This is a genomic window from Shewanella zhuhaiensis (assembly GCF_022484835.1).
Taxonomy (GTDB): domain Bacteria; phylum Pseudomonadota; class Gammaproteobacteria; order Enterobacterales; family Shewanellaceae; genus Shewanella; species Shewanella khirikhana.
Genome location: NZ_JAKUDL010000002.1, coordinates 800251 through 821516, shown reverse-complemented (window position 1 = coordinate 821516; position 21266 = coordinate 800251). Strand labels below are relative to the sequence as shown.

Below are 21266 nucleotides of genomic sequence, written 5' to 3'. Positions count from 1 at the left end.
ACAGCGCCATTAATGGTTTACTTGGGCAATTCAAACAACAAAGCGTCGGCTTACGACGTCAAAACGCGTTACAGGAAGAACCATGAAGAAGTCTACTCTTGCCATCGCCTTGTCCCTTGCCGGGCTCGTTCTGGGTGGCTGCAACGATGCCACCAATTCATCATCCACTACTGCCAATGCCAAGCCTCAGGTTGAAGCCTCAGGCACCCAGGTCGCCCAAGCGCAGGATTTTGCCGCCTTCAGCGGCCAGTTTATTGAAAACCTGTGGCAAGTGGCGCCCACCTGGGCGCTCTACAGCGGGTATCACAAATACGATGGCATTCTTGACGTGCCAGATGACAGCAATCGTCAGAAAACACTCGATTTTGTCAGCAGCCAGCGCGCTAAGTTAACGGCCTTTGATACCAAGGCGCTGTCCACCAGCGAACAGATTGACTACCGGCTCATTGAAAACCTGCTCAATAGCTTCGAGTGGGAAATCACCACATTTAAATCCTGGCAATGGGATCCATCCGGTTACAACGTTGCCGGCGGCTTTGCCCAGATCATCAATGAAGACTTTGCGCCGCTGGATGAACGTCTGCGCTCTGTGGTGATGCGTCTCGATGCTGTGCCTGCCTACTATGTTGCGGCCCGCGCCAATATTGAGGATCCGACGCTGGAGCACACCGAGCTTGCGCTGATGCAAAATCAGGGGGCGTTTTCGGTGTTCAATGACGAGCTGGCCGAAAAAGTGGCCCAGTCGGGCCTGACCGATGCCGAGAAAGCTCTGTTTACCACTCGTTTTGAGGCTGCCAAAGCGGCAGTGCAAACCCATATCGATTGGCTCAAGCAAAAGGTCGATGCGCTCAAGCAGGGCGGCGCCCGTGATTTTCGGATTGGCGAAGCGTTGTATGAGCAGAAGTTTGCTCTGGATATTCAATCGGGTATGACTGCCAAAGCCCTGTACGAGAAGGCACTGGCCGACATGGAGCGGGTACACGGTGAAATGGCGCGGATAACTACTGAGCTGTGGCCCAAGTATTTTGAATCACCAATGCCGGATGATAAAAAACTTGCTACCCGCATGCTGATTGACAAACTGTCGGCCCGTCATGTGGCCCGCGACAACTTTGTTGATGAGGTGAGGGCGCAAATTCCTGAGCTGGTGAAATTCGTCAACGACAAGAAACTCATCACCCTGGATCCGAACAAGCCTTTGGTGGTGCGCGAAACCCCTGAATACATGCGCGGCTACGCCGGTGCGTCCATCAGTGCCCCTGGCCCTTACGATAAAGGCGGCAACACTTACTACAACGTCACCCCGCTGGATGGCATGTCCGATGAATCGGCCGAGTCATATCTGCGTGAATATAACCACTGGATTTTGCAGGTACTGAATATCCACGAAGCCATTCCCGGTCACTACACCCAATTGGTGTACTCAAATGAATCCCCAAGTCTGGTGAAGAGCCTGTTTGGCAATGGCGCCATGGTAGAAGGCTGGGCGGTTTACACCGAGCGCATGATGCTGGAAGAGGGCTATGGTAACTTCGAGCCTGAAATGTGGCTGATGTACTACAAGTGGAACCTGCGGGTGATTGCCAACACCATTCTGGACTACAGCATCCAGGTGAAAGGCATGGATGAAGCTGCCGCCATGAAGCTGATGACCGAAGAGGCCTTCCAGCAGGAAGCGGAAGCTGCCGGTAAGTGGCGCCGCGCCACCTTAAGCCAGGTACAGCTCACCAGCTACTATGCCGGCTACCGTGAGATCTACGATTTCCGTGAAGAGCTCAAGGCCAAAGACAAGGACAACTTCGACCTGCGCAACTTCCATGAAAGCTTCTTAAGCTTTGGCAGTGCACCGGTAAAATACGTCCGCGAGCTGATGCTGAAGTAAGCTGAAGTCAACCTTAAAAAAAGGCCGGTTATCGGCCTTTTTTGTTGTCTGTTTGTTACTGTTATTAATGGCTTTTTTACAGTGGCAGGCCAAATTTGTGGTCTGTGCCATAAATGCTGCAAAAGCGCTTGGAGTGTTTCATTTAGCATGCTAATGTAAATAACAACCGTTCGCATTACCAAATGAGGCCATGAACAAGATCCTGTTGGTTGAAGATGACAGCGGCTTTCGCGAGTTACTCGCCGAAGCGTTGCAAAGGGAAGGCATGTCGGTCAGCCTTGCGGCCGATGGCTTTGAGGCCTTGTCGCAGATGGACAGTGACACGCCGGATCTTATCCTGCTTGATTTGATGATGCCCAATATGGATGGGTTTTCACTGCTGCTTGCGCGCAAGAACACCATTCCGGTGATTGTGATTTCTGCTCTGGACTGCGAAGAAGAGCGCATTAAAGGCTATCAGCTGGGCGCCGATGACTTTCTGACCAAGCCGTTCAGCGTGAAAGAGCTGCTGGTACGTATGCAGGTGTTGGCACGGCGGATTGGCAACCACAGCCACGGTCACAGTCACAGCCAAAGCGCCCCCATGCTGGCCGATGAAGTCGCCTTTGATGACACCCGTTATGCGGTGCGGTTTGGCGAGCGTCAGGTGCTGCTGACTCAAACCGAATTTAAACTGTTCCGCTATCTGTTTGAACGTCAGGGGCAGGTGGTGACCAAACAGGAACTGCAGCGCAGCGTGCTGCACAAGGAGCTTGGCCGCTTCGACAGAAACCTGGATATGCATATCAGCAATACCCGCCGCAAACTCGCGGCCACCAAGTTGCCCCGCAGTCTAATCAATACTGTGCGCGGTCAGGGTTACAGCTTTGCCTGCTGGTCGCAGTAGTCCGGTGACCTTGTCTTAAAATCGGCGCCGCGCATTCAAGAAACCACGCTTTTGGTTTATCCTATGCCAACTTGCAAGCCCGCCCCATGGCGGGTCTGTACCCAAAGCAACAGACTCAGGAAGGACAGATGCGGATCAGCGCCAATTTTGATGGCGGCAACATTCAGGTTGTCAGCCTCGACGATCACAACGACATCCAACTGGCGATTCGCCCCGACGAAGGCGGCGAATTTTATCAGTGGTTTAACTTTCGCATGGAAGGTGAGGTCGGTAACCATTATCGACTGAATATCATCAATGCCGGTACGGCTTCCTACACCAAGGGCTGGGTAGATTATCAGGCCGTTGCCAGCTACGACCGTCAGAACTGGTTCCGTCTGCCGACCCAATATGAAGATGGCAAATTGACGCTGGATGTGACGCTGGACTGCTCCAGCATTCAAATTGCTTACTTTGCACCCTACAGCTACGAACGTCATCTGGATTTGCTGGCCGCAGTTCAAATGCACCCGCTGGTGGATTTGGAGCATCTGGGTCTGACTCTGGATGGCCGCGACATGACGCTGGTGAAGATAGGCGATGGCGATGAAAGCAAGAAGAACATCTGGATCACCGCTCGCCAGCACCCAGGCGAAACCATGGCCGAATGGCTGGTGGAAGGGCTGTTGAACCGCTTGCTCGACCGTGAAAATGCCACCGCCAAGGCGCTGCTCGATAAAGCCAATTTCTACATAGTGCCCAACATGAACCCCGATGGCAGCGTCCGTGGTCATCTGCGTACCAATGCCAAGGGCGTTAACCTGAACCGTGAATGGCAAACCCCGTCCATGGAAAAGAGCCCCGAGGTGTTTTATGTGGTGAACCGCATGAAAGAAACCGGTGTGGATCTGTTCTACGATGTCCACGGTGATGAAGGTCTGCCTTATGTGTTCCTCGCGGGCTGCGAAGGCGTACCAAGCTGGGATGCGCGTCTAGCCAGCCTGCAGGCCGAGTTCAGCGCCGCTTTGCAACTTGCCAGCGCCGATTTCCAAACCGAATTTGGTTACGATAAAGACGAGCCGGGTAAAGCCAACCTGACAGTGGCATCCAACTGGGTTGCTGAAACCTTCGGTTGTCTGTCCAATACCCTGGAAATGCCCTTTAAAGACAACGCCAATCTGCAGGACCCCTTCGTGGGTTGGTCGCCTGAGCGCAGCCAGCAGTTGGGTGAAGCTTCTCTTATCGCCATGCTGGCGGTTGTCGACAAGCTGAGGTAAGCCATGGCTTTGGTGCAATGCCCCGTGTGTCAAAAGCGGATCTCCAGTAAGGCGTCTGCCTGCCCACATTGCCAAACCGGCACTCAGGGCGACAATGGATCTGCGCTGCGGATTGCCAACATCAAGAAGTCACAACGGCTGATGAACCAGAGTTTTCTGGCGATGACGCTGTTTGTCTCCGGTGTGGTGGTGATGTTCTGGGGCGGCGAAGAGCCTGAAGGGCTGCGGCTGACCTCTGGCGCTGTCTTGCTGACACTGGGGTTTGTGGGTTATCTCATTACCCGGGTGCAAATTGTATTACACAAGCGGAAAAGCGTATGAAAGATCTCAATCAAATCATCGATGAACTGCCATTTGAAGTGTACGAGCGGATGCGCTCTGCGGTGGAGCTTGGCAAGTGGGATGATGGCACTGTGCTGACGGAAGAGCAGCGCGAGAATGCCATGCAGGTGGTGATGCTGTATCAGGCGCGGATGCTCGATCAGGATCAGCACTTTACCATTGGCCGCGGTGGCGCCATCAACGAGCTGTCGAAGAGCGAGCTGAAAAAGCGTATGGCATCGGATTTTGGCGGCGAGACCATTGCTACCTTCAGCAATGACGAGCTGTAAGCTTGGCATTTGATGCCACATGAGAAAAGCCGGTCGACCGACCGGCTTTTTTGTGTTCGCGACTCGGGAATTGCTTAAGCGGGCGACAGCTCACCGACCAGCGAGGACTGCATGGCGGTTTTAATCTCAGCATTGCTCATATTTTTGGAGAGCAAATAGTGCAGCTTGGCAAGGCAGGCTTCCACCGTCATGTCGGCGCCACTGATAACCCCGGCCCGCGCCAGCGCATTGCCTGTGGCATAGCCGCCCATATTCACCTTGCCTTGGAAGCATTGGGTCAGGTTTACCAACACTATGCCGCGCTCATCGGCCTGTTTAAGGGTTTCAAGTAATGCTGGATCCTGCGGCGCGTTGCCCACACCAAAGGTAAGCAGGATAAGCGCCTTCACCGGCTGCTGCAGCATATTGGTAAAGATATCGGTGGAGATCCCGGGGTAGAGGGTAACCACACCCACAGGCTGCGGGGATATGCGGGCCACTTCCAGCTCGGTGGTGATGTCTTTGGCAATCTTACCGGCCTTGAGATTGATGGTGATCCCCGCTTCCAGCAGCAGCGGGAAGTTTGGTGAAGCGAAGGCATCGAAACCATCGGCGTGGGCCTTGGTGGTGCGATTACCACGAAACAGCTTGTTGTTGAAAAACAGGCATACTTCGGCCACCGGATAGCGGGCGGCAATATAAAGCGCATTCAACAGATTGGTCTGGCCGTCGGAGCGCAGCTGCGCCAAGGGGATTTGGGAGCCGGTGACAATTACAGGTTTGCCAAGGCCCTGCAACATAAACGACAGCGCTGACGCTGTGTACGCCATGGTGTCGGTGCCGTGAAGGATCACAAAGCCATCGTACTTGTCGTAATTGTCGCGAATATCATCGGCAATCATCTGCCAGTGGGCGGGCGTCATATTGGATGAATCGATGAGCGGCGAGTATTCGTGAATAACGAAATCAGGCATGTCTTCGTGGTAAAACTCCGGCATGGAGCTGACGCACTGGGTTAAAAATCCAGCCGCCGGGGCAAAGCCGTTGGCGGTTTTTTGCATACCTATGGTACCGCCGGTGTAGGCGACGTAGATGGAGGGCTTCTTCATGGCATATTACAGCTGCTTGAGGGTGAAACGATTATAAGGACACAGACCACTAAACGAAACCTTACCAGTAAAGAAATGCTTATAAACAAAAAGCCCGGCGGAGCCGGGCTTTTTTTAGGGGACGATATGCTATTGCAGCTGGCAATATTCGCAGTATAGGTAAGCGCCTTTCGGATCGTCGAAGCGGGCGATATCTTCCAGTACCTTGCCCCAGACCGACATGAGCTTATCTACCAGGCTGCTTTGACGGGCACTTTGTGGCAGCAGCGCCGATGCAGAGGCAAACATTTCCTGAATAAATAGCTCCTCAGGTGACATTTGCTGCTCAATCAGCTGGGTATCAAAGGTTTCCATACCGGCAAGTTCAGCGGCCTTGGACAGGGCTTCTGGCATGTCGCCAAGCTCGTCAACCAAACCAAGCTCCAGCGCTTTCTTACCGCTCCAGACACGACCCTGGGCAATGGCATCCACCTGCTCGAGGCTCATGCCACGCTCATCGGCCACCAAAGAGATAAACTCCTTGTAGCCACGCTCGATATTGCGCTGAATTGCTGCTTCAAGCTTGGGTGACAGGCTCTTGAACGGTGAGTGCGCTGCCCATTCACTGGTGGCCACGCCGTCAGCATGCACACCAATGGCAGCCAGCGAGTCTTCAAAGGTGGTGATAAGGCCGAAAATCCCGATTGAGCCGGTGAGGGTGGTTGGGGTGGCATAAATGTAATCGGCGCTGGCAGAAATCCAGTAACCACCGGAAGCCGCCATGCTGCCCATGCTCACCACCACAGGTTTACCGGCGGCCTTGAGGGCCAGCAGTTCCTGACGGATTTCTTCCGAGGCAAAGGCGCTGCCACCTGGGCTGTCTACCCGCAGTACCACGGCCTTGATGCTGTCATCGAAGCGGGCTTCACGGATAAGCTCGGCGGTGCTCTTGCCACCGATATCGCCGGGGGCCTGATAACCGTTCATGATGGTGCCTTTGGCGACAATTACGCCCACGCTGTCAACCGGCAGTAACTGTGGCTGAGGTTGCACCAGCTTGTAGTAGTCATGGAAGTGCACCTGGCGGAAGCTGTGCTCTTCGCTCTCTTCACCCACAAGCTCGATCATCGCCTGACGGAACTCTTCGTCGCTCTTGAGACCATCCACCCAGCCTTGCTTAACGGCAAGTTCGGCGCTGTCGCCGTCAAACTCGTTCAGGCGGCTAAGGTAGGTATCGGCGTCCAATACCAGCTCTGAGGTTTCAATACCGCGGTTGGCGGCTACAGTGGCGGCGTATGATGACCAGAGGTCGTCGATAAGCAGCTGGGTTGCTTCCCTGGCGGCAGGGGACATGTCGTCGCGGATATAGGGCTCAACCGCTGACTTGTAGGTGCCAACGCGAAACACGTGGGTTTTGACCTTGAGCTTTTCCAGCGCCGACTTGAAGTAGAGGTTGTAGGCGGCATAGCCATCAACGAAGACTTCACCGCGCGGATTGAGATAGATTTCATCGGCATAACTTGCCAGATAATACTGGCTGCGGCCGTACCAATCACCGATGGCAATGACTTTCTTGCCCGCTTCGCGGAAGTTTTTCAGCGCTTCGCCAACGGCGGTAAGCTTACTTATTCCGGCGTTCATGCCAGAGAGGTCCAGCACAATGGCGCCGATGCGCTCATCGTGGGTGGCATTGTCAATCACGTAAAGCAGATCCGAGAGTAACACCTCGGCGTTTTCGTCATTGGCATTGCCCTGGCTCAGCATTTGGGTGAAGGGGTCGATACGGCGGGCCTGATCGACCAGGCTGCCGGACAAATTCAGCACCAACGCACTGCCGGGTTCAACTTTCAACTCATTATCGCTACTGATGGCGACAACGGCGACAATCAACACCAGAATAAAAATAGGAAAAAACACGATATTAATGATTAGCTTGCGAACAAAGTTAATCGTATTCCAAATAAGGAGAAGGGTGTTTTTCGTTGTCAGGGGTTTCTTGGCCATTCAGCACTCCATTGAGAATTCCTGTGCTAATGCTACCGCAATTCGTCCGGCCGAGCGAAATCCAATTGTAAAGGATTTTAACATTCCGTATGGCTTGAGGTTGAGCTTATACTCCACTCAGGATATGCTCACTTAAATCACCTGTTTTAAAAGGATGTTTGAATGTCGTTTCCACATCTTCTCAAACCACTGGATTTGGGCTTCACCCAGCTGAAAAACCGCGTACTAATGGGCTCTATGCACACAGGGCTCGAAGAAGAACGAGGCGGATTTAAAAAGCTGGCGGCCTTCTACCGTGAACGCGCCGAGGGTGGCGTGGGTTTGATTGTTACCGGCGGCATCTCGCCAAATCTTCGTGGCCGCCTGGCGCCTCACGCGTCGCAATTGAGTTTTCCCTGGCAGGTGAACCGCCACCGCATCGTCACGGACGCAGTACATGAGGCGGGCGGCAAGATTTGCATGCAGATCCTCCATGCAGGCCGCTATGGCTATCATCCGTTTTCCCTGGCGCCCAGCGCCATCAAGGCGCCCATTACCCCCTTTAAACCCTCTGCCATGTCATCCAGACAGGTAAAAGGTACCATCAAAGACTATGCTGCCAGTGCGAAACTGGCCCGCAAAGCAGGTTATGACGGCGTCGAGGTGATGGGCTCGGAAGGCTACCTTATCAACCAGTTTATCTGTGCCCGTACCAACAAACGTACCGATGAGTGGGGTGGTAGTTTCGAGAACCGTATTCGCTTCCCTCTGGAGATTGTCCGAGCCATTCGTGCGGCAGTAGGTACTGATTTTATTATTATTTTCCGCCTCTCTATGCTGGATCTGGTGGAAGATGGCTCTAACTGGGATGAAGTTGTGGCCTTGGCCAAAGCCCTGGAGCAGGCGGGCGTCACCATTATCAACACAGGTATTGGCTGGCACGAAGCACGGGTGCCAACCATCGCCACCAGTGTGCCCAGAGCCGCCTTCGCCTGGGTAACCGAGCGTTTGAAATCGGAAGTGTCAGTGCCCTTGGTTGCGACCAACAGGATCAACACGCCCGAGATTGCTGAAACCATTCTCGCAAGCGGTCAGGCCGATATGGTTTCCATGGCGCGGCCGTTTTTGGCCGATCCAGAGTTCGTCAATAAAGCGGCCGCGGATAAAAGCGCTCTTATCAACACCTGTATTGGCTGTAATCAGGCCTGTCTTGATCATACCTTCAAGATGCAGCGCGCCACCTGTCTGGTAAACCCAAGGGCCTGCTACGAGACCGAAATCACCTTTAACCCAGCGCAGCAGCCAAAGAAGATTGCCGTTATGGGCGCAGGTCCTGCTGGTATGGCGTTTTCGATTTACGCTGCCGGCCGTGGCCATAAGGTTGTGCTGTTTGAAGCCAAATCTGAAGTGGGTGGCCAGTTTAATCTGGCCCGTAAAATCCCGGGCAAAGAAGAATTTAACGAAACCATCCGCTATTTCACCAATCAGATGCAGCAAACCGGGGTTGAGCTCAGGCTCAATACCCGTCTGGATGCATCGGTTTTAAACGATGAAGACTTTGATGAAGTAGTAATCGCCTCCGGCGTAGTGCCCCGAGCGGTTGCACTGCCTGGCTTCGATTCGCCCAGAGTTGTGACCTATCAGCAGGTGCTCAATGGTGATGTCGAAGTTGGCAAGAAAGTCGCACTTATCGGCGCCGGTGGTATTGGGTTCGATATGGCCCATTTCCTTGGCGAAAAAGGCTCAAGCACTCTGGACCCCAAGCGCTGGCGCGATCAGTGGGGCATAGATGAAGCCTATGAGCACCGTGGTGGCCTCAAAGCGGCGGTGAAAGAGCCTGCCGAGCGCACCATTTACCTGTTGCAACGCAAAACCACGCCAATGGGCAAGGGCCTGGGTAAAACCACAGGTTGGATCCACAGGGCAGTTGCCAAGATGCACGGTGTGGTGCAGATCACCGGCGTGAGCTACGAGGCTTTCGATGAGCAGGGGCTGCACATTAAGGTAAATGACGAAGCCAAAGTTCTCGATGTGGATACCGTGGTGCTTTGTGCCGGTCAGGAGTCCAACCGTACATTGCTGTCTGAAATGGAAGGTACCGGCAAACCTGTGCACTTGATTGGTGGCGTGGATGTGGCGGCCGAGCTTGATGCCAAGCGAGCCATTCGCCAGGGCGCTGAGCTCGCGATGCGGCTCTAGTTGAGTTCTTTTATGTTGCTATCCAAGCCCGCGCAAAGCGGGCTTTTTTAATGCTTGCTCGCCGCAGACAAGAAGATTGTTTGCTACTGTTAGCAGGTTGAAGCAAAAGGAGATAATCGATGAAGCCAGGGATCCTGATGTTACTCGCCATCAGTTTAAGCCTGCCCGTGCAGGCTGAGTATGATGAGCGGCTTGCCAAGCAAGCCGGCGCCGACGATTACGGCATGAAAACCTACGTGATGGCGTTTTTAAAGCGTGGCCCCAATCGCAGTGGCAGCGAAGAAGAAAGGGCGCAATTGCAGCGGGCGCATCTTGATAACATTAATCGCCTGGCCGAAGAGGGTAAGTTGGTGTTGGCCGGGCCATTTTTGGACGATGGGGAGCTGCGGGGGATTTATATTTTTGATGTGAGCACTGTGGATGAGGCAAAGCTGCTTACCGAGAGCGATCCGGCCATCAAGGCTGGCAGTTTGGTGATGGAGCTGGTGCCATGGTATGGCTCGGCGGCGTTAACGCAAATCGGTGAACTTCACAGCAAGTTTGCCAAAAAACAGATTTAAAATGCTCGGGATATCAATCGACAAGCACTTGCTCGGCTTTGGCATTTAATGCCTGTGGCCGGGCAATGGTGTCAGCGCCTTTGGGGCTCAGTGCCAGATTTAAGTCCGAATCGGGAATGCAGCAGCAGGGCAGGCATTCGTCGGCTTCAAGGGCGGCGAGTGGCTCTGAGAAATACTGCACATTGCCACTGAGCACCTTGGTTTTACAGGCACCACAAAATCCGCTTCGACATTCAGAGAAGATGCGGATTTTTTTTATTTCCAGCGCTTCAAGCAGTGACTGCTGCTGTCCATTGAACAGCAGCACCGGCTGGCCCTGAAGGCTGACGATAGGGGCCTTTTTAAAGGTCAAAATCGGAGAACTCATTTTCATCGACAGAGGCGTCAATCTGACCCACCAGGTAGGAAGATACTTCCACTTCCTGAGGCGCCACCTGCACGGCATCACTTTCGAGCCAGTTCTTCATCCACGGCAGTGGGTTGGTGGACTCTGGGTATGGCAGTGGCAGGTTTACTGACTTCATCCGTTGGTTGGTGATGTACTCAACGTACTGACACAGAATTTGCTCGTTCAGACCAATCATGGAGCCATCTTTAAACAGATACTTGGCCCATTCTTTTTCCTGCTCGGCGGCGCGCAGGAACAGCTCGTATGCTTCCTGTTGACACTCGGCAGCAATTTCCGCCATTTCCGGATCGTCCTTGCCACCTTGCATGATGTTGAGGATGTGCTGGGTGGAGTTCAGGTGCAGCGCTTCATCTCGGGCAATAAGACGGATGATTTTGGCGTTACCTTCCATCAGCTTACGCTCTGCGAAGGCGAACGAGCAGGCAAAGCTGACATAGAAGCGAATGGCTTCCAGGGCGTTTACCGACATCATGCACAGATACAGCACTTTTTTCAGTTCACGCACTGTCACTTCAACCAGATGGCCATCCACAGTGTGGGTGCCTTCACCATGGAGGTGATAAATCTGGGTCAGCTTGATGAGCTTGTCGTAATAAGCCGAGATATCCGCAGCGCGCTTGAGGATTTCCTGGTTCACCACTATGTCGTCAAACACCACTGACGGGTCGTTGACGATGTTACGGATGATATGGGTGTAAGAGCGCGAGTGAATGGTCTCGGAAAACGACCAGGTTTCAATCCAGGTTTCGAGCTCAGGCAGCGATACCAGCGGCAGGAAGGCCACGTTGGGGCTGCGGCCCTGAATGGAGTCCAGCAGGGTCTGATACTTGAGGTTGGAAATAAAAATGTGCTGCTCGTGGGCAGGCAGTTTACCGAAGTCGATTTTGTCACGGCTGACATCCACTTCTTCCGGTCTCCAGAAGAAAGACAGCTGCTTTTCAATCAGCTTTTCGAACACTTCGTAGCGCTGCTGATCGTAACGGGCAACGTTTACGGACTGGCCGAAAAACATAGGTTCGCGGGTGGCGTCGTTGGGAGTCTGACAAAAAGTTGAATAAGCCATGATGTTTCGTTCCGGTAAAAGGGGGCATGGGGCCCCCTGTTAACACCTAAAGTTCCTTTTAACCTTGCCTGCTTAAATCTTACAGGCGCCGCCAGCACAGCCGTCGTCTTCTTTCTCAACCACGGCAATGTCTTCGTGTTGATCGGAAGCACCGTCACGGGTGTTATGGTAGTAAAGGGTCTTGAGGCCCAGTTTGTAGGCGGTCAGCAGATCTTTAAGCAGCAGCTGCATCGGCACCTTACGACCTTCAAACTTGGCCGGGTCATAGTTGGTGTTGGCAGAAATGGCCTGATCCACGAACTTCTGCATAATGCCTACCAGCTGCAGGTAACCATCGTTGGATGGCATCTGCCACAGCAGCTCATATTCGTGACGCAGCGCATCAAAGTCAGGTACTACCTGCTTGAGCTGGCCATCTTTACTGGCCTTCACCGAAATCAGACCACGTGGTGGCTCGATACCGTTGGTGGCGTTGGAGATCTGCGATGAGGTCTCGGATGGCATCAGCGCAGACAGGGTAGAGTTACGCAGACCGTGACGCTTGATGTCTTCGCGCAGGCCTTCCCAGTCAAGATGCAGCGGCTCAGAGACAATCTTGTCCAGATCGCGCTTATAAGTGTCGATTGGCAAAATACCCTGAGAGTAAGTGGTCTCGTGGAACGCAGGGCAGGCGCCTTTCTCTTTGGCCAGATTCATCGAGGCTTTCAGCAGGTTGAACTGAATGGCTTCGAAGGTCTTGTGAGTCAGGTTGTTGGCGCTGCCATCGGAATAGCGCTTGCCGTTTTTAGCCAGGTAATTGGCGAAGTTAATCACACCAATACCCAGAGTACGACGGTTCATGGAGCCAAGCTTGGCGGCCTTGATAGGGTAGTCCTGATAATCCAGCAGGCTATCCAGGGCTCGTACAGCCAGATCGGACAAGCCTTCGAGCTCTTCGAGGTTATCGATGGCACCCAGGTTCAGCGCTGACAGGGTACACAGGGCGATTTCGCCATTGGTGTCATCTACGCTTTCCAACGGCTTGGTTGGCAGCGCAATTTCCAGACACAGGTTGGACTGACGAATTGGCGCCACGCTTGAATCAAATGGGCTGTGGGTGTTGCAGTGATCCACGTTCTGAATGTAGATGCGGCCGGTAGAGGCGCGCTCCTGCATCATCAGCGAGAAGAGTTCAACCGCCTTCATGCTCTTCTTGCGGATGCCAGGGTCCTGCTCGTACTTGGTGTACAGGCGCTCGAACTCGTCCTGATCTTCAAAGAAGGCGTCGTACATGCCTGGCACGTCGGATGGGCTGAACAGGGTGATGTTCTCGCCCTTGATCAGACGCTGATACATCAGCTTGTTGAGCTGCACACCGTAGTCCAGATGACGGATACGGTTATCTTCCACGCCACGGTTGTTCTTCAGTACCAGCAGTGATTCCACTTCCAGGTGCCAGATTGGGTAGAACAGGGTGGCTGCGCCGCCGCGAACGCCGCCCTGAGAGCAGGACTTCACCGCGGTTTGGAAATACTTGTAAAACGGCAGACAGCCGGTGTGGAAGGCTTCGCCGCCACGGATTGGGCTGCCAAGGGCACGGATGCGACCGGCATTCACGCCGATGCCTGCACGCTGACTGACGTACTTGACGATGGAAGACGCGGTGGCGTTGATGGAATCCAGGCTATCGCCACACTCGATCAGTACGCAGGAGCTGAACTGACGGGTAGGGGTGCGCACGCCGGACATAATAGGCGTAGGCAAGGAAATCTTGAAGGTAGATACCGCGTCATAGAAGTCTTTCACGTACTTCAGACGGGTTTCTCTTGGATAACCGGCAAACAGGCAGGCGGCCACAAGTATGTAGAGGAACTGGGCGCTCTCGTACACTTCGTGGGTCACGCGGTTTTGTACCAGATACTTACCCTCAAGTTGCTTAACGGCTGCATAAGAGAAGTTCATATCACGCCAGTGATCGATATAGCTGTCGAGAATATCCAGCTCTTCTTTGGTGTAGTCTTCGAGGATATGGCGGTCGTATTTGCCCATGTCCACCAATCTGGCCACGTGCTCATACAGTTTTGGTGGCTCAAACTGGCCAAACGCTTTTTTGCGCAGGTGGAAGATGGCCAGACGGGCTGCCAGGAATTGATAGTCAGGAGACTCGGGCGAAATCAAATCGGCCGCGGCCTTGATGATGGTTTCGTGGATGGCTTCAGTCGGGATGCCATCAAAAAACTGCAGGTGCGATCGCAGCTCTACTTCAGAAACCGAAACATTCTTTAAGCCTTTGGCTGCCCAGGTAACTACGCGGTGGATTTTGTCGAGATCGATCTGCTCGCGCTCGCCACTGCGTTTAGTGACTGTCATGTTGCTATTCATCGAAGATAGGCCTTATAGATTGGTATTGCCCTACATATCCCTGTAAGCAATCGTCACTCAAAATCCCTGAAACACCGCTGGATGCCGAAAGAAACACCGTTTCGAGGAGAACGTCTCTGGTGTGTGAGATTGCTACCAATACACAAGATATGGTGCTTATTAAAAGTTAAGATACAAGATAGTGAGGTGAGAGGGTATTTGCAAGTAGGAAATCTTTGGAGAAACTGTGGATATCTTGAGGAAAAACCGAAACGTTAGTAGAGGCTAACTTTGAAGGTCAGTTTCTGTGTGCCATGTTACTTGTATGACAGTTTTTTGACCGTGTCAGATCTCGGTATCGATCGCTTATCTTGCAAGCGATCGCGTTGCGGCGATCTGCTGCCAAAATAACCAGCCTCAGCAAAGCCGGACGACTTTCGTTGGCTGTGGTTTATGCGCCTTAAGTGAAGGCGCGTTTATCCTTAAGGCCGCACTGATTGTGTTGCCTATTAACAGACCTTTCAAAAGGCCTCGCTTATACCCAAGCTCATAGCCCAAACAGCGCAGGAAGCGAAAGTGGGTGCGCAAGCGTCACATCCACCGGCCAGCTGTGGATATCATCCCCGGCGCTGATATAGCCCCAACTTGCGAGTGCCGAGGTCATGTGTGCGGCCCGGGCGGCTTCCATATCCCGTTTGGCATCACCAAGGTAAACAATGTGGCGGGCAGAGCGATTAAGCTGACTTGCGGCCAGCAGCATGGGCGCAGCGTCGGGCTTACCGCGGGTGACACTGTCGCCGCTTATAAGGGCTTTGCAGCTTGAAGCAAGTCCTATACGCTCAATCAGCGGCCTGGCAAAGCAGGCGGCCTTGTTGGTCACTATGCCGTAGGGAATATGTGCCCGGCCAAGGGCATCCAGCAGTGGCGCTATCCCGTCAAACAGCTGGCAACGGCGGCCATTGACTTCGGCGTAATGTAACAGAAGCGATTGCTGCAACAAGTAGGCCTGCTCGTCGGGAATCGATGGCTGGGCGGCACGCACCAGCGCCATACTGCCGTGTGAGGCGGCATGACGCACTTCATCCAGCATCACACTGGCGAAACCTGCGCCTTTGAGGGCAAGGTTCAGCGCAGCTACCAGATCCGGCGCTGTATCGACAAGCGTGCCGTCTAAATCGAACAGCACGCCTATTTGTGTTACTGCTGCCGGGTCAGCTAGTGACGCCATGGTGCTTTCGGCCGCGAGCGGGTCAATCAAGGGGCTTTTCCGTGGCAATCATGTAATTCACATCCACCCGGGAAGTGTAGCGGAAGGTGCTGGTGAGCGGATTGTAGGTCACGCCAATGGCGTCCTTGCACAGAAGCTCTGTGTGGTCGACCATCTCAATCAGCTCAGACGGCTTGATGAACTTGCCATGGTCGTGGGTACCCACCGGCAGCATTTTCAGCAGGTACTCGGCACCGAGAATGGTTTCGACATAGGAGCGCAGATTGCGATTGATGGTGGAGAAAAACACAAAGCCGCCTGGCTTCACCATGTCGCAGCAGGCCTGGATAACCGACAGGGGATCGGGCACATGCTCCAGCATCTCCATGCAGGTGACCACGTCATAATGCTCAACGTAGCTCTCGCGATGGCCTTCGGCGGTGGTTTGCAGGTAGTCCAGCGTAACACCGGTTTCCAGCGCGTGCAGTCGGGCGACTTCCAGTGGTTCAGTGCCCATGTCGATACCGGTGACCTCTGCGCCGATACGCGCCATGCTTTCAGACAAAATGCCGCCGCCGCAGCCCACATCCAGCACCTTTTTACCGAACAAACCACCACAGGTCATATCGATATAGTTAAGCCGCAGTGGGTTTAACTGATGCAAGGGTTTGAATTCGCCATCGGGATCCCACCAACTGGCGGCCATCTTTTCGAATTTGGCAATTTCCTGGGTATCAACGTTCATGACTTCTGACATAGCGGCCCCGAAATTCGGTCGGGCAAGGCTCCGGCGCACTGGCAGGTAACCAAGCGGGTTTTCTATTAATGTGGCGCCATTATATCTATTCCGTTGCGCAAACGAAGTGCAAAGCGGTGCGGCAACCGTCAAACACAGTAAATAAGGCGTCACAGATGCTTTTTTAAGCGTTAGAGGGTAAAAATTCAGCAATCAAAACCCAATCCACACTCGAGCAAAAAAAAGCCTTATCGGCTTTTTGGCAGCATTTGCATCGAGATGATAAAAATAATAACGCCTTTTCAATAGCATAAACTTGATTTTCATCATGACTGAGACAGTCATTTACCCCCCGCCACGGGAGAATCGAATCAGGGGGTTTCGACATTAAATTACTGTGTTAGAATGCCAAATCACGTTTGAAGGCTCGACAATGACACGGAAAACGACTTGTCAGCTAATTTTCAGGGGATCGAGCAGTTTATGACTGATTTGGCTTCATCTATTTCGCCAATTAATATCGAAGACGAACTCAAGAATTCGTACCTGGATTACGCCATGAGCGTGATCGTGGGTCGGGCACTGCCGGATGTGCGTGACGGCCTTAAGCCTGTGCATCGCCGAGTGCTGTTCGCGATGAACGAACTTAAAAACGACTGGAACAAGCCTTATAAAAAGTCGGCACGTGTGGTCGGTGACGTTATCGGTAAATACCACCCTCACGGCGACAGCGCTGTGTACGACACCATAGTCCGTATGGCCCAGCCGTTCTCGTTGCGTTACACCCTGGTAGACGGGCAGGGTAACTTCGGTTCTATCGACGGCGACGCCGCAGCAGCAATGCGTTATACCGAAATCCGCATGGAAAAGCTGGCTCACGAGCTGCTCGCGGATTTGGAAAAAGAAACGGTAGACTTCGTACCCAACTATGACGGCACAGAACAAATCCCTGCCGTTCTGCCTACCAAAATTCCTAACCTGCTGGTAAACGGTGCCTCCGGTATCGCCGTGGGTATGGCTACCAATATTCCTCCCCACAACCTGACCGAAGTGGTTAAAGGTTGTTTGGCGCTGATTGAAGAGCCTGAGCTGTCCATCGAGCAGTTGATGGAATACATCCCGGGTCCTGACTTCCCAACTGCCGCCATTATCAATGGCAGAAAGGGCATTGAAGAAGCCTATCGCACCGGTCGCGGCAAGGCCATTATGCGTGCCCGCGCCGAAGTGGAAATCGAAGACAACGGCCGTGAGCGCATTATTGTCACCGAGATCCCGTATCAGGTGAACAAGGCCCGTCTGATTGAAAAAATCGCCGAGCTGGTAAAAGACAAGAAGATTGAAGGCATCAGCGGTCTGCGTGACGAGTCCGACAAGGACGGCATGCGCATCGTAGTGGAAATCAAGCGCGGTGAAGTAGGCGAAGTGGTGCTGAACAACCTCTACGCCCAAACCCAGATGCAGTCTTCCTTCGGTATCAACATGGTGGCACTGGCCAATGGTCAGCCAAAGCTGTTTAACCTCAAGGAGATGCTGGAAGCCTTTATCCTGCACCGCCGTGAAGTGGTTACCCGCCGCACCGTGTATGAACTGCGTAAGGCCCGCGACAGAGCCCACATTCTGGAAGCGCTGGCGGTTGCCCTTGCCAACATCGACCCCATCATTGCCCTTATCAAGGCCTCTGCCAGTCCTTCTGACGCCAAGGCAGGCCTGATTGCCAAGGGGTGGGAGCTCGGCACAGTAAAAGCCATGCTGGAGAAGGCCGGTGACGATGCCGCCCGTCCAGAGTGGCTGGAGCCTGAGTTCGGTATCCGCGATGGTCTGTACTTTATGACCGAGCCACAGGCCCAGGCGATTCTGGACCTGCGTCTGCACAAGCTGACTGGTCTTGAGCACGAGAAGATCCTGCAGGAATACGAAGAGCTGCTGGAAATCATCGCCGCTCTGCTTCACATCCTCAGAAGCCCAGAGCGTCTGATGGAAGTCATCAAAGAAGAGCTTGAGCTGATTCTTGAGCAATTCGGTGATAACCGCCGCACTGAAATCAACGCGTCTGCCGTGGACATCAGTCTCGAAGATCTGATCAACGAAGAAGACGTGGTAGTGACCCTGTCGCACCTCGGCTACGCCAAGTATCAGCCGCTGACCGACTACCAGGCCCAGCGCCGTGGTGGTAAGGGTAAGGCCGCCACCAAGGTGAAAGACGAGGATTTCGTTGAAAAACTGCTGGTTGCCAACACCCACGACACCATCTTGTGCTTCTCCGACTTCGGTAAGCTCTACTGGCTTAAGGTTTACCAGCTGCCGCTGGCAAGCCGTCAGGCCCGTGGTCGCCCCATCGTTAACCTTCTGCCATTGCAGGAAGGTGAGCGCATTACCGCGATTCTGCCGGTGCGTGAATACGAAGAAGGCAAGTATATCCTGATGGCCACCTCTCACGGTACCGTGAAGAAGACTGCCCTGACCGAGTACAGCCGTCCACGCTCCAACGGTATTATTGCTGTGAACCTCAAAGACGGTGACCAGCTGATTGGCGTTGATATTACTGATGGCAGCAGCGAAATCATGCTGTTCTCTGATGCCGGTAAAGTGGTGCGTTTCAAAGAAGGCGAAGAAGTTGCCGTAGTCGATGAAAACGGCAACCCTGTGGTTGATGAAGAAGGCAAGCCACAAATCAACTTCAAAGGCGTGCGCCCAATGGGCCGCGGTGCCACAGGTGTGCGTGGTATTGCCCTGGAAGAAGGCCAACGTGTGGTGTCGCTGATTGTACCGAAAGACGACAGTGCCATTCTGACCGTGACCGCCAACGGCTTTGGTAAGCGTACTGAGCTTGCTGAATACCCGGCCAAGAGCCGCGCCACCAAGGGCGTGGTGTCCATCAAGGTCACCGAGCGTAACGGCCCTGTGGTTGGCGCCGTACAGGTGGGCGAGAACGATGAAATCATGCTCATCAGCGACAAGGGTACCCTGGTGCGTACTCCTGCCATTGGTGTGTCCATCATCGGCCGAAACACTCAGGGTGTGACCATCATACGTACCGCTGACGATGAAACCGTGGTTGGTCTGCAGCGCATCGATGAAATACAGGATGACGGCAGCGAATATCTGGAAGAGGGTGTTGAAGGAGCCGAGGGCGATGCAATCGCCGAAGCCGATACACAGCCGACAGATGATGCCAACGACGAGGCATAATTGAAGACGGGCGCCCAATGGGCGCTCGTTTTTTTTGCCAAACAGATTTTTTATTTTTCCAAACGTGTGACTACCAATGGGTATCACCAAAGGCTAGCAAGGAGATCATGAGTGAGCGCGGTTTATAATTTCTGTGCCGGACCGGCGATGTTGCCGGCTGCCGTGATGAAGAAGGCACAAGCTGAGTTACTGGACTGGAACGGGCAGGGGGTGTCTGTGATGGAGGTGAGCCACCGCGGTGCGCCTTTCATTCAACTGGCCAAAGACTCGGAAGCCGATTTGCGCGAGCTGATGAATATCCCCGACAACTACCATGTGCTGTTTATGCATGGTGGTGGTCGCGGTCAGTTTTCTGCTGTTGTGAATAATTTTTTGGGCGATAACGGCAAAGCCCTGTATCTCGTCAGTGGTCAATGGTCAAAAGCCGCCACTGAAGAAGCGAAAAAGCTTGCTGGCGATGACAATATTGATGTCATCGATATCGTTGAAAAAGTAAATGGAATTAATCAGGTAGTTATTCCAGCGCTCAGCGGCAACGGCAGCGAATACCGTTATTTACACTACTGCCCCAATGAGACAGTAGATGGTATCGAAATTTTTGATGATATCGACAGTCCCTGGCCGATTGTGGCAGATATGTCGTCCAACATCATGTCCCGCGAGATTGATGTCAGTCGCTTTGCTGTTATCTATGCCGGCGCCCAGAAGAACATTGGTCCATCGGGTTTGTCTATCGTGATTGTGCGTAAAGACATGCTGGAGCTGCCGCAGCTGACCCAGTCTTCTATCATGGATTATCGCCTGACCGCCGAAAATGACTCCATGTACAACACGCCGCCAACCTTTGCCTGGTATCTGGCTGCCGAAGTGTTCAAATGGCTCAAGTCTGTTGGTGGCGTCAAGGGTATGGCCGAGGTGAACGCTGAAAAGGCGCGTCGCCTCTACGCCTGTATCGACAGTCTGGATTTCTACAAAAACGGTGTGGCGCCGCAAAACCGCTCGCAGATGAACGTGACCTTTCAGCTCGCCGATGAGTCGCTGGATAAAGACTTTCTTAAAGAAGCCGAAGCCTTGGGGCTGGTTGCGCTCAAAGGCCACCGCATTGTGGGCGGCATGCGTGCCAGCATCTACAACGCCATGCCGCTGGAAGGCGTTGATGCACTGGTGAGCTTTATGCAGGCCTTTGCTGCCAAGCACAGCAGCTAATCAGTTTTAATCACGAGTAAAAATCCACCTGCATAGCAGGTGGCTTTGACACTGCCCCCTAAAAGGGGGCTTAAAATCTAACCTTCAAGCCCCAATGCTATCTGCCGTTTCTCTTCTTCTTTGGCTGTCTTTTCTTGGTGCCGTACATATCTGCGGATTATCTCTTCGTTCGCTCCTACCGAGTCAACAAAATAGCCTCTTTGCCAAAAGTGATTCCCCCAGAGCTTTTGCTTTCTCAAATACGGAAATTTCGCAAACATTCTGATTGCCGTTCTTCCTTTTACAAAACCCATTAAGTCCGACACGCTTAGACTCGGTGGAGTTCTAACTACTAGATGAACATGATCTTCCTGCACATTCAGTTCTACTGACTCTGCATTTCTTCATGTTGCAGTAAACATAAATACTTCGATAAAGCTCTTTGCCAAGATTACCTTTTAGGATTTTGTACCTGTACTTCGGTGTCCAAACGAGGTGATACTGACAGCGATAGAACACGTGAGACGCGGATTCATATCTGCTCATGCTACTTACTCCTTGATTTGCTGGTAACAAACCGAGGGAGTATTTAGCATGGGCATTCTACGGGCAAAGCCCCACTAGAACGATCACCACCTCCATAGGAGGTGGTTTTAGGGTGACAATAAAAAAGGACTGCCTCGGCAGTCCTTT

16 protein-coding genes and 1 pseudogene are annotated in these 21266 nt (G+C 53.2%); 9 read left to right on the top strand and 8 right to left on the bottom strand.

Going from position 1 to position 21266, the window contains the following annotated elements:
* The first annotated feature begins 82 nt into the window (after positions 1-82).
* The 5 genes from MJ923_RS09300 (at position 83) to MJ923_RS09280 (ending at position 4635) form a co-directional block, all read left to right on the top strand.
* Complete coding sequence (locus tag MJ923_RS09300) at positions 83-1882, top strand: DUF885 domain-containing protein (RefSeq protein WP_240590824.1); 1800 nt, start codon at positions 83-85, stop codon at positions 1880-1882.
* A 190-nt stretch (positions 1883-2072) separates the two neighbouring features.
* Entirely contained in the window at positions 2073-2768 is a 696-nt protein-coding gene (locus MJ923_RS09295; protein WP_240590823.1) for a response regulator transcription factor, read from the top strand.
* Between the two features lie 128 nt (positions 2769-2896).
* Positions 2897-4024 (top strand): M14 family metallopeptidase, encoded by a 1128-nt coding sequence (locus tag MJ923_RS09290; RefSeq protein ID WP_240590822.1) that lies wholly within the window; start codon positions 2897-2899, stop codon positions 4022-4024.
* A gap of 3 nt (positions 4025-4027) precedes the next feature.
* Positions 4028-4345 (top strand): zinc ribbon domain-containing protein, encoded by a 318-nt coding sequence (locus MJ923_RS09285; protein WP_126166881.1) that lies wholly within the window; start codon positions 4028-4030, stop codon positions 4343-4345.
* The gene (locus MJ923_RS09280; protein ID WP_126166882.1) at positions 4342-4635 is read left to right on the top strand and encodes a YeaC family protein; all 294 of its coding nucleotides are present in this window, start codon (positions 4342-4344) and stop codon (positions 4633-4635) included. The genes MJ923_RS09285 and MJ923_RS09280 overlap by 4 nt, the downstream gene beginning before the upstream one ends.
* A gap of 74 nt (positions 4636-4709) precedes the next feature.
* Here MJ923_RS09280 and ansA read toward each other — a convergent pair whose 3' ends face one another.
* Positions 4710-5723, bottom strand: a complete 1014-nt coding sequence (gene ansA, locus MJ923_RS09275) for an asparaginase (RefSeq protein WP_240590821.1) — start codon at positions 5721-5723, stop codon at positions 4710-4712.
* A 129-nt stretch (positions 5724-5852) separates the two neighbouring features.
* Positions 5853-7706, bottom strand: a complete 1854-nt coding sequence (gene sppA / locus MJ923_RS09270) for a signal peptide peptidase SppA (RefSeq protein ID WP_240590820.1) — start codon at positions 7704-7706, stop codon at positions 5853-5855.
* A gap of 162 nt (positions 7707-7868) precedes the next feature.
* Between sppA and MJ923_RS09265 the strand changes: the two genes are divergently transcribed.
* Both MJ923_RS09265 and MJ923_RS09260 read left to right on the top strand, forming a co-directional pair.
* Entirely contained in the window at positions 7869-9884 is a 2016-nt protein-coding gene (locus MJ923_RS09265) for an NADPH-dependent 2,4-dienoyl-CoA reductase (RefSeq protein ID WP_240590819.1), read from the top strand.
* A gap of 119 nt (positions 9885-10003) precedes the next feature.
* Positions 10004-10444: a YciI family protein gene (locus MJ923_RS09260; protein WP_240590818.1), complete on the top strand. Its 441-nt coding sequence runs from the start codon at positions 10004-10006 to the stop codon at positions 10442-10444.
* A 13-nt stretch (positions 10445-10457) separates the two neighbouring features.
* Here the strand turns inward: MJ923_RS09260 and yfaE are convergent, their stop codons facing one another.
* The 5 genes from yfaE to ubiG form a co-directional block, all read right to left on the bottom strand.
* Entirely contained in the window at positions 10458-10811 is a 354-nt protein-coding gene (yfaE, locus tag MJ923_RS09255; protein ID WP_126169450.1) for a class I ribonucleotide reductase maintenance protein YfaE, read from the bottom strand.
* Positions 10786-11916, bottom strand: coding sequence for a class Ia ribonucleoside-diphosphate reductase subunit beta (gene nrdB, locus MJ923_RS09250; RefSeq protein WP_240590817.1), 1131 nt, complete (start codon positions 11914-11916; stop codon positions 10786-10788). Before nrdB ends, yfaE begins: the two co-directional genes overlap by 26 nt.
* Positions 11917-11988: 72 nt before the next feature.
* Complete coding sequence (gene nrdA / locus MJ923_RS09245; RefSeq protein ID WP_240590816.1) at positions 11989-14277, bottom strand: class 1a ribonucleoside-diphosphate reductase subunit alpha; 2289 nt, start codon at positions 14275-14277, stop codon at positions 11989-11991.
* A gap of 526 nt (positions 14278-14803) precedes the next feature.
* The gene (locus tag MJ923_RS09240; RefSeq protein ID WP_240590815.1) at positions 14804-15484 is read right to left on the bottom strand and encodes an HAD family hydrolase; all 681 of its coding nucleotides are present in this window, start codon (positions 15482-15484) and stop codon (positions 14804-14806) included.
* Positions 15485-15506: 22 nt separating this feature from the next.
* Complete coding sequence (gene ubiG / locus MJ923_RS09235; RefSeq protein ID WP_240590814.1) at positions 15507-16220, bottom strand: bifunctional 2-polyprenyl-6-hydroxyphenol methylase/3-demethylubiquinol 3-O-methyltransferase UbiG; 714 nt, start codon at positions 16218-16220, stop codon at positions 15507-15509.
* Between the two features lie 462 nt (positions 16221-16682).
* On the opposite strand from ubiG, the gene gyrA reads away from it, so the two are divergent.
* Complete coding sequence (gene gyrA, locus MJ923_RS09230; RefSeq protein ID WP_240590892.1) at positions 16683-19388, top strand: DNA topoisomerase (ATP-hydrolyzing) subunit A; 2706 nt, start codon at positions 16683-16685, stop codon at positions 19386-19388.
* A gap of 111 nt (positions 19389-19499) precedes the next feature.
* A complete protein-coding gene (gene serC / locus MJ923_RS09225; RefSeq protein WP_240590813.1) occupies positions 19500-20594 on the top strand; it encodes a 3-phosphoserine/phosphohydroxythreonine transaminase in 1095 nt (364 codons plus the stop codon).
* Between the two features lie 77 nt (positions 20595-20671).
* On the opposite strand, the pseudogene tnpA reads toward serC, so the two are convergent.
* Positions 20672-21119 (bottom strand): annotated as a pseudogene (tnpA, locus tag MJ923_RS09220) (IS200/IS605-like element ISSham1 family transposase).
* Positions 21120-21266 lie beyond the last annotated feature (147 nt).

Excerpts from the sequence above, each read along its gene's own strand:
- MJ923_RS09300 (WP_240590824.1), top strand. The coding sequence starts at position 83 with ATGAAGAAGTCTACTCTTGCCATCGCCTTGTCCCTTGCCGGGCTCGTT.
- MJ923_RS09295 (WP_240590823.1), top strand. The coding sequence starts at position 2,073 with ATGAACAAGATCCTGTTGGTTGAAGATGACAGCGGCTTTCGCGAGTTA.
- MJ923_RS09290 (WP_240590822.1), top strand. The coding sequence starts at position 2,897 with ATGCGGATCAGCGCCAATTTTGATGGCGGCAACATTCAGGTTGTCAGC.
- MJ923_RS09285 (WP_126166881.1), top strand. The coding sequence starts at position 4,028 with ATGGCTTTGGTGCAATGCCCCGTGTGTCAAAAGCGGATCTCCAGTAAG.
- MJ923_RS09280 (WP_126166882.1), top strand. The coding sequence starts at position 4,342 with ATGAAAGATCTCAATCAAATCATCGATGAACTGCCATTTGAAGTGTAC.
- ansA (WP_240590821.1), bottom strand. The coding sequence starts at position 5,723 with ATGAAGAAGCCCTCCATCTACGTCGCCTACACCGGCGGTACCATAGGT.
- sppA (WP_240590820.1), bottom strand. The coding sequence starts at position 7,706 with ATGGCCAAGAAACCCCTGACAACGAAAAACACCCTTCTCCTTATTTGG.
- MJ923_RS09265 (WP_240590819.1), top strand. The coding sequence starts at position 7,869 with ATGTCGTTTCCACATCTTCTCAAACCACTGGATTTGGGCTTCACCCAG.
- MJ923_RS09260 (WP_240590818.1), top strand. The coding sequence starts at position 10,004 with ATGAAGCCAGGGATCCTGATGTTACTCGCCATCAGTTTAAGCCTGCCC.
- yfaE (WP_126169450.1), bottom strand. The coding sequence starts at position 10,811 with ATGAGTTCTCCGATTTTGACCTTTAAAAAGGCCCCTATCGTCAGCCTT.
- nrdB (WP_240590817.1), bottom strand. The coding sequence starts at position 11,916 with ATGGCTTATTCAACTTTTTGTCAGACTCCCAACGACGCCACCCGCGAA.
- nrdA (WP_240590816.1), bottom strand. The coding sequence starts at position 14,277 with ATGAATAGCAACATGACAGTCACTAAACGCAGTGGCGAGCGCGAGCAG.
- MJ923_RS09240 (WP_240590815.1), bottom strand. The coding sequence starts at position 15,484 with ATGGCGTCACTAGCTGACCCGGCAGCAGTAACACAAATAGGCGTGCTG.
- ubiG (WP_240590814.1), bottom strand. The coding sequence starts at position 16,220 with ATGTCAGAAGTCATGAACGTTGATACCCAGGAAATTGCCAAATTCGAA.
- gyrA (WP_240590892.1), top strand. The coding sequence starts at position 16,683 with ATGACTGATTTGGCTTCATCTATTTCGCCAATTAATATCGAAGACGAA.